The organism is Flavobacterium sp., assembly GCF_049590715.1.
Classification (GTDB): Bacteria; Bacteroidota; Bacteroidia; order Flavobacteriales; family Flavobacteriaceae; genus Flavobacterium.
Map to the genome: position 1 here is coordinate 1 of NZ_JBAWDL010000228.1, position 8,677 is coordinate 8,677.

General features: G+C 32.9%; 9 protein-coding genes. 7 read left to right on the top strand and 2 right to left on the bottom strand.

Going from position 1 to position 8,677, the window contains the following annotated elements; genetic code table 11:
• The 7 genes from WBQ70_RS10400 to WBQ70_RS10430 form a co-directional block, all read left to right on the top strand.
• The coding region (locus WBQ70_RS10400) for a sulfatase-like hydrolase/transferase (RefSeq protein WP_423913779.1) at positions 1-597 on the top strand (597 nt) is incomplete at its 5' end.
• Positions 598-601: 4 nt separating this feature from the next.
• Entirely contained in the window at positions 602-2,116 is a 1,515-nt protein-coding gene (locus WBQ70_RS10405; protein WP_423913782.1) for an alpha-L-fucosidase, read from the top strand.
• A 254-nt stretch (positions 2,117-2,370) separates the two neighbouring features.
• Positions 2,371-4,011, top strand: coding sequence for a T9SS type A sorting domain-containing protein (locus tag WBQ70_RS10410; protein ID WP_423913785.1), 1,641 nt, complete (start codon positions 2,371-2,373; stop codon positions 4,009-4,011).
• Positions 4,012-4,397: 386 nt separating this feature from the next.
• On the top strand, positions 4,398-4,832 hold the full coding sequence (locus WBQ70_RS10415; RefSeq protein WP_423913788.1) for an META domain-containing protein: 435 nt from the start codon (positions 4,398-4,400) through the stop codon (positions 4,830-4,832).
• 17 nt (positions 4,833-4,849) lie between these two features.
• Positions 4,850-5,638, top strand: a complete 789-nt coding sequence (locus tag WBQ70_RS10420) for an META domain-containing protein (protein WP_423913791.1) — start codon at positions 4,850-4,852, stop codon at positions 5,636-5,638.
• A gap of 18 nt (positions 5,639-5,656) precedes the next feature.
• Positions 5,657-6,115, top strand: coding sequence for a hypothetical protein (locus WBQ70_RS10425; RefSeq protein WP_423913794.1), 459 nt, complete (start codon positions 5,657-5,659; stop codon positions 6,113-6,115).
• A gap of 108 nt (positions 6,116-6,223) precedes the next feature.
• The gene (locus WBQ70_RS10430; RefSeq protein WP_423913795.1) at positions 6,224-6,358 is read left to right on the top strand and encodes a hypothetical protein; all 135 of its coding nucleotides are present in this window, start codon (positions 6,224-6,226) and stop codon (positions 6,356-6,358) included.
• A 116-nt stretch (positions 6,359-6,474) separates the two neighbouring features.
• On the opposite strand, the gene WBQ70_RS10435 is transcribed toward WBQ70_RS10430, so the two are convergent.
• Positions 6,475-6,816 (bottom strand): DUF2853 family protein, encoded by a 342-nt coding sequence (locus tag WBQ70_RS10435; RefSeq protein ID WP_423913798.1) that lies wholly within the window; start codon positions 6,814-6,816, stop codon positions 6,475-6,477.
• 112 nt (positions 6,817-6,928) lie between these two features.
• Positions 6,929-8,590 (bottom strand): 2-succinyl-5-enolpyruvyl-6-hydroxy-3-cyclohexene-1-carboxylic-acid synthase, encoded by a 1,662-nt coding sequence (gene menD, locus WBQ70_RS10440; RefSeq protein WP_423913801.1) that lies wholly within the window; start codon positions 8,588-8,590, stop codon positions 6,929-6,931.
• Positions 8,591-8,677 lie beyond the last annotated feature (87 nt).

Below are 8,677 nucleotides of genomic sequence, written 5' to 3' on the forward strand. Positions count from 1 at the left end.
AGTTTGAAGAAAAAAGGGGTGTATGACAATACCATTATCATCTTTACTTCAGACAACGGAGGATTGCAACCCAAAGAAACCCTTGCTTCTGGGCACCGTCCAAGTGATATTTATAGAGGGAGTAAAAACCAACCTTATGAAGGCGGGCACCGTGTCCCTTTTATAGTTTCATGGCCGGGACAAATCAAAGCCAAAACCGTTTCGGATACGCCAATAGTAGGATTAGACATTTTAGGAACCCTTGCGGCAGTAACGAACCAAAAAATTGCAGAAGGTCAAGCGATCGATTCAGCTAATTTACTGCCTATTTTATTAGGCAAAAACAAAGCCGAAGTGCATCCTTATATTATCTCACAATCAGGAACTTCAAAAGAAGCGATTATTACTCAAGACGGTTGGAAATTGATTATCGCCTTTGATAAAAAAGACAAAACGGATAAGATTAGAACTCCTTATGCACTCTACAATCTAAAGGATAATGTAGAAGAAAAACAAAATAAAAATTTAATTGACGATCCAAAATACAAGTCTAAAATAGATGCTCTTTTCACATCGTATAACCAAATTAGAGAATCAGGTAAAGAAACCAAAATATAAAAAGATGAAAAAAAACCAATTCACTAAAATTGCGCTAACACTATTCCTGGGGGCTAGCTTAACAGGACAGGCACAAAACAGTACCGCCATTGCTCCAGGACCTTATAAAGCCACTGATGCATCCTTAGAACAATACAAATTTCCAGACTGGTTTCGGGATGCGAAATTCGGAATTTGGTCGCACTGGGGGCCGCAAGCTGTACCACGACAAGGAGATTGGTACGCTAAGAAAATGTACCAAGAAGGCAGTCCTGACTATAAATACCATCTAGAACATTACGGACATCCTTCAAAATTTGGATACAAAGACATCATTCCGTTGTGGAAAGCTGAAAAATTTAATCCAGAACAATTAATGGCTTTATACAAAAAAGCGGGAGCCAAATATTTTGTGAGTATGGGAACTCATCACGACAATTTCTTTTTGTGGAATTCTAAATTACACGATTGGAATTCGGTAAAAATGGGACCTCATAAAGACATTGTAGGGCTTTGGCAAGCAGCCGCTAAAAAAGAGGGATTGAAATTTGGTGTTTCAGAACATTTAGGAGCCAGTTACACTTGGTTCCAAACCAATAAAGGTGCCGACAAAAAAGGAGAATTCAAAGATGTTCCTTATGATGGAAATGATCCAAAATACATTGATTTATACCATAAAAAACTAGCTCCAGACGACAAAGAATGGATGACTACTGATGTTGCTTCTCAAAAAGAATGGCTGGCACGCATCAATGAATTAGTTGCTATGTACAAGCCTGACTTGTTGTATTCTGACAGTAAATTGCCTTTTGGCGACATTGGTCGTACCATGATTGCTAATTTTTATAACACTAACATTACCGCTAACAATGGCAAATTAGAAGCTGTGTACAATTGCAAAGAATATTCAGGCGGAAAATGGGTCGAAGATATGGAGCGTGGTGTGATGGACGAAATTAGTCCGTACCCTTGGCAAACGGATACTTCAATAGGCGATTGGTATTACAAAACGGGACAAGAGTACAAAAGTGCTACCTACACCCTACAAATGTTATGCGATATCGTAAGTAAAAATGGAAACTTATTAATAAACATCGTTCAAACACCTGAAGGAGATATCGAACAAGACTTACTAAACGCTCTTGACGAAATAGGAACTTGGATAGAAACGAATGGCGAAGGTATTTATGGCTCGCGCCCATGGAAAGTTTTTGGTGAAAGACCTACCAAAGCCGTTACGGTAAAAACAGCCAAATTCAACGAAAAGAACATCAAATACGCTGAGGATGATATTCGTTTTACAACCAAAGGTGAAAATACCTTATATGCTTTTTGTCTTGAAAACCCAACCAAAGATGTCCTCATTAAATCATTGGGTAAAAATGCAAAACTAAACACCAAAAAAATTAAAAACATCCAAATATTAGGTAGCAAAGAAAAGCTTACTTGGAAAATAGAAAACGAAGCTTTGGTCATCAAACAACCAACGCAATTACCAAAATGGAGTATCATTGGTTTCAAAATCGAATTTCAAAAATAATTCCTCACAACTGTATTTTTACTAATAAAAAAGCACTAGTCTTATAAATAAGACTGGTGCTTTTTTTGTCCCCTAATCAATTTTACAAATTCATTTATCTTGTACGATTCTCTATTTTCAAAAATATAAGGTAAAATAAACCCATTACTGGCTAATATACAAACATATAAGAAGGTGGGAAGTAGCTATTTTTACAAATTGGATTATTATTTTAGTCAAAAAATAATCTACTTAAAACCCAAACCTAATTAAAAATGAAAAGATTATCTTTAAAATCAACCGCCTTCTTTGTTTTAATTACTTGTAATTTAATTACTGTACAAGCACAAAACTATCCTGCTTCTGACCCTAATAATACACAGGGCTGGATAGCAAATAATGATCTTAGTGATGAATTCAATGCTGCTACTTTAGACAAAACTAAATGGTGGATACTTGGAGAAAATGGAGATTATAGAAGTAAATGGAAAGGAAGAGCTCCTGGGCAATTCATCCCACAAAATGTCAAAATTGAAAATGGGGAATTGGTTCTTTCGTCAAAATGGGAACCAAACTTTACTTTTATAAACGAATCATTTGATGGAGTACCTTATGGAGGAACAAATAAAAGCAGTCCAATTACGCAGTCATGTATAATGAGTGAGCGATTTTTCAGATATGGCTATATGGAAATTAGATCCAAAGCTGCCAATGCACCAGTTACTAGTGCTTTCTGGACAACAGGATATCAATCTGAGATTGACATGACAGAGAATTATGGTAAAGTACCTAAAGTAAATACCAAAAATACAAATGCATCACTTGAAAAAAAATATAGAACCAACGTAATTAACTGGGATCCTGCAAAAGCTGCCAATTATTATGAATGGAAAAACGAATATGATTTACCTATACGTGTTGCAAGTGATTATATTGTATATGGTTTTGAATGGGATAAAGATTATATGAAAATGTACTATAATGGAGTATTATTCAAAACCGTTACGCGACAAACATTAGAGGCTAACGATATTTGGAGACATGATTTCCCACAAGAAATATGGTTAGATGCCGAAGTTTTCTCATGGTATGGTCTTCCTGCAGCAGCTGATTTAGCATCAGCAGCTGAATATAATATTGACTATGTACGTATTTGGCAAAAAGAAATAAAGGGACCTTACTTTAATGCATTAGGTTTTGAAGGTCCATTTTATTCACAAGGTAGAAGCACTAATTGGTGGGCTGCTGGAAGTATGCCATCTTGGAATATGAACGGTGAAAAAGTAGCCAGTGGAGATTTTAGTCTTCGTTTTAAAAACACTGCTCTACCAACAACATTTGATTATTCAATATACGCTCCTGCTGGCTCTTTAAATCTTCCTGCTGGAGCTAATGAAATTAAAATGAAAATTTGGATTGATCCTAACACAACTCTTAATAATATTACTGTTACATTAGCTAATCCTTGGATCAAAATAATTGTTCCCGTTTCTAATGCTAAAAAAGGACAATGGGTAGAAATATCTAAAACGTTTACAAGATCTAACGCATCAGTTCTAAATAACACAAATGGTGACAGAGTACAATTACAAGTACAAAATACTGATATTGTTGGCAGTAATGCTTTGTTTTACATTGATGATATTTCATTCAAAAACACAATTTTATCTGTGAAAAATGAAGAAAAAAAATCTTTTAAAATTTATCCTAATCCTGCAAAAGAAAACGTAACTATTGTATCTCCTGATAACGGTAAAATTAAAATCCATAACACGTTAGGGACAATTGTTAAAACGGTAGAAAAAACTATTGAATCACAAATAATTGCTGTATCCGATTTAGCTAAAGGAATCTATTTTATGACCCTTACTACCAATGGAATAACTACCAAATCACAAAAATTGATTATTGAGTAAAAATATTCTTATAAATACCAAAGGGATAGTGCAATTCAAATTGTTCTATCCCTTTTTTTATAGAATAAATCCCCTTATCAAATAAAAAACGAATACTATTTTCATACAGGTAATGTATCTACATAAAGTTGGTGATTTTTGATTTATATTAATTATATTTCCACATCAAATTAAAGAGGACATTAGCTATAGCTTCCTATATCATAATTTGTGTGAATTTTATTTAGAAACAATTTCCTGATTTTTATTCTTATCCTTTTATTAATGAATACAAAATTGATTATTTACAAGTATTAATTAATTTTGTGATAATAAGAATTCTTTACTCCCCATAATAACCTTTAATTTTGATTTAAAAAAAAACATAATCTTAATACATCTTAATTATGAAAAAAAACGCTTTATTATTCTTCTACGGCTTGGCTCTATTTATTAGTTCATGTTCCGTTATGAAAAACAAAAAATCAACAGATACTCTTTCAAATACAAGTTGGGAGTTAGATTATATTTCAGGCCCACGAATCGCTTTTGATGGTTTATATCCTAACAAAAAGCCACAAATTACATTCAATACAACAACAAGTGAAGTAAGTGGAACTACAAGTTGCAACGGATATATGGCAAAATATACTTTAGATAATAAAGTAATCACTTTTGGTGAGCCAGGACCAACAACTATGATGTTTTGCGAAGGCGGAGGAGAACAGCTATTTTTACAAATGATGAAAAAAATAGACAATTATTCAATTGACAAAGAAGGCAAACTCAATTTAAATGTGGGCGATGTTTCAATGATGCGTTTCAAAAAAAGAAGTGAATAATTTTAAATTTCGTTGAAATGCTTAAACTATTTTATATTGGAATTGTTCTTTTAACATTTTTAAGCTGTAAGCCTGTAGCTGTTACAAAAAACACAGATGACACAGAAACTAAGACAATGGTCAATACGCTTAAAAAAGATAAGAATTTTGAACTAAAAAGCTATTTTGAATGTAATGGAACGGAACCTTTTTGGAACATATCCATTGCTGAGGATAAAATTGTATTTAAAACCATAGGAGATTCCATCGTTCTTCCTCATGTAGAACCAATTTTAGCAATGGATGCCAATGTAAAAATGTATCGAGTAAAAACAGCAACAGATCAATTCAATATTCAAATAGTACAACAAAATTGTACTAACGAAATGTCAGGACATAAATCACCATATACTGTTTCTATTGAATACAAGAAAAATACCGCAACTCAATTTGAAAAAATAAATGGTTGCGGGCACTATATCACTGATTATCGCTTACATGACATTTGGGTATTAGAAGAGCTTAATGGTAAAAAAATCAAAAAAGAAGACTTCAGTAAAAGTCTTCCTTTAATAGAAATATATGCGAGTACCAATAAATTTTCTGGTTTTTCAGGTTGTAACCAAATGAATGGTACTTTGTTTTGTGAAAATAAAAAACTGCGCTTTATGAATGTAGTAACCACCGAAAAGATGTGTGAAATTTCAAACAAAGAACCAGAATTCATCACGACACTTCAAAGTGTTAATGCTTACACCATCGAAAACAACAGATTAATTCTATCCAATACAGCTGGAAAACAAATTAAATTTAAAAAAATAGATTAAAGCTAACAAACAGAAACTATGAAAAAAATATCACTCTTTTTATTTATAGCAATAACTATGTTAAACTGTAAAAACAACGAAAAAAAAGTAGATAAATCCATTGTTGAAACAGATAAAAAAGAAATAGATACACTTGATTTAGGATGTTATATTTTTAATGATGGCAAAAATACTGTCACTTTAGAAATCATCGAAATGGGTACTAATATCAAAGGAAATCTAACCTATTTATTAGCCGAAAAAGACAAAAATTCAGGAACCTTTACTGGACAATTAAAAGGAAATATTTTGACTGGAACCTACACCTTTGAGTCTGAAGGATCTCAATCTTCAAGAGAAGTAGCCTTTAAGGTTGATAACAATACACTTATCGAAGGATATGGTGCGTTAGACAATAGTGGTACTACTTTTAAAAATCCAAATAATTTAAATTTTACCTCAAAAATGCCTTTAACAAAAATGGATTGCCAAAAGTAAAAAGAAAATGTTTTATTGAAAATAGAAATGCATACTCTGAACTAAAACAATACTGTTAAGCGTTAGTTACACTCAAAACAAAATTTGTTAAAAAAGGGTAATAAGTATTTGTACTCCAAACTAGAGCCACCTTTTGAAACTGCTTTAAAAGAATACGAAATGTTCCCTTATCCTGAGGTCAATCTTGGTTTATTTAACAATACAACACCGCGATATGATGAAGCGGCAACTAATCACTCTTAGAAACGTACTTTTGATTTTTTTAAAAAGAAAAAGACATAAATTTAGATTTTACTGTTTCCTAAAAAACATAAAAAAAAGCGCCCAAAAGGCGCTTTTACTATTATAGACAATCTCGATTAATTGTAAACACTTTCTTTTTTAAAATGCACAGCCAATAGATAATATATTACTGCTCTATACTTGTTTGCGTTCGATCGACCGTATTTTTCAATTACAGCATCGATTCCTGCATCTAATTCAGGACCATCATTAAGTCCTAATTTTTTGATTAAAAAATTATTTTTAACCGTATCTAATTCTGTTTTCTGACTTCCAGCAACAGTAGAAGAATCTTTATTATAAATTGAAGGACCGCAACCAATGGTTACTTTGGTTAATAAATCCATGTTAGCCGTTATGCCACATTTGTCTTTTAAATCGGATGCGTATTTTACAATTAATTCATCTCTTGCACTCATAAAAAAAGTAGTATTAAGGTTAATATTCTCAAATATAACCAATTGAATACAAAAAAGCAATTATACCCTAATCAATTACGGTTCAAAATACCATTTCTTAACATTACTAAAATCATACTAATTCTTTGAAAAACTGTAATAAAATTTTATCATTATCTAAAGTTGGCGTGAAGATTTCTAAAATACAAGGTTGTTCATTTTTTTCAAATAACAATTGCAAACCGTGTTTTAAACTTTCGTCCGAATCAGCAATTTGATAATCAAAACCAAACATGGTAGCAAGATGCTCCGCTGTTAGTTGATGTGTTGTTTCAAAAAAAGTATTAAAAACATTCGTTTCCTGATGTCCTGGTAAAATTCTAAAAATCCCTCCTCCTCCATTATTAATCAAAATAATTTTGAAGTTTTTAGGAATATAATTATTCCACAACCCATTGCTATCGTATAAAAAACTAACATCACCTGTAATCAAAGTTCCTTGCTTGGCACTGGCCACAGCAGCTCCAATCGCTGTCGAAGTGCTTCCGTCAATACCGCTAGTTCCTCGATTACAAAAAACTTCGATAGATGGATCAATTGCAATTAATTGTGCATATCGAATAGCTGAACTATTGCTGATTTGTAACTGACTATTTTTAGGCAAAACCGAAATGATTTTATCAAAAACTTTAAAATCTGAAAATGGAATTTTAGCCAAATATTCGGCTGTCTTTTGATTTCTCAACATTGAGATAGCTTCCATTGTATCAAAATAATCACTTTCTACCTTTTGCGTAAGTGGTAAAAGAGAATTGAAAAATAAACTAGGACTGGTTTTTATGTGTTTTGTCAAGGCGTCAAACGTATCATAACCACGTAACTCATCCACATGCCAGTGTTCTTGCGGGACATACTTTCTTAAAAAAGCCTTGATTCTTTTGGAAACAATCATTCCGCCAAAAGTGACCAGAATATCTGGTTGAAAATTCTCAAAATCAACAGCTGTAAAAGGCGTAATGATAGTATCAATATTGTTGATAAAACTTGGATGATGCAAATTAGAAGTCGTCTCGGTCATTATAACCACGGATGGATCTTGCGCCCAACTTTCAATAATTGCTTGGTCAATATCATTTGGAGCATTTACTCCTACTAAAATTAGTTTTTTTCTGGCTTTGTTCCAAAGAGATACACAATCTTCTAATTCATACTTTTCGATCAACAGGGGCTCTTTTGCGAAAGCGGAAACAGTAATAGCCACCGAAAGTTCGCTAGTGGTTTCATACAAAGGCTCTTCAAAAGGGGCATTGATATGCACAGGACCTCTTTGCAATCTTGCAGCATCAATAGCTTTGTTGATTTCATAATGATTGTGTACTTCGAGGTCTTCGATCAAATTTGCATTGTACAAAGAATGATTAGAAAATACCTTTTGTTGACGAATGGTTTGACCGTCACCAATATCAATTTTATCTTGCGGTCTATCGGCAGAAATAACGATCAATGGAATTTGACTATAAAAAGCCTCGGCAACCGCTGGATAATAATTCAAAACTGCTGAACCCGAGGTACAAACCACAGCAACAGGTTCCTTTGTTTGTTGTGCGATCCCCAAAGCAAAAAAAGCAGCACAACGTTCGTCAGCAATGCTATAACATTGAAAATTAGGATTATTGACAAAACCAATGGTGAGTGGTGCATTTCTGGAACCTGGTGAGATAACGATAGTGGTAACTCCTTTGGCCAAACACAGTTCAATAATGCTTTGCGCTAAAGGTATTTTGGGGTAAATCATTGCTTTTGTTTGAATGAAACAAAGATACAAAGTTGGAAAGGTTATTTAAAACATATAAGTCATATAAGTTTTGTTTTATTTAGAAGC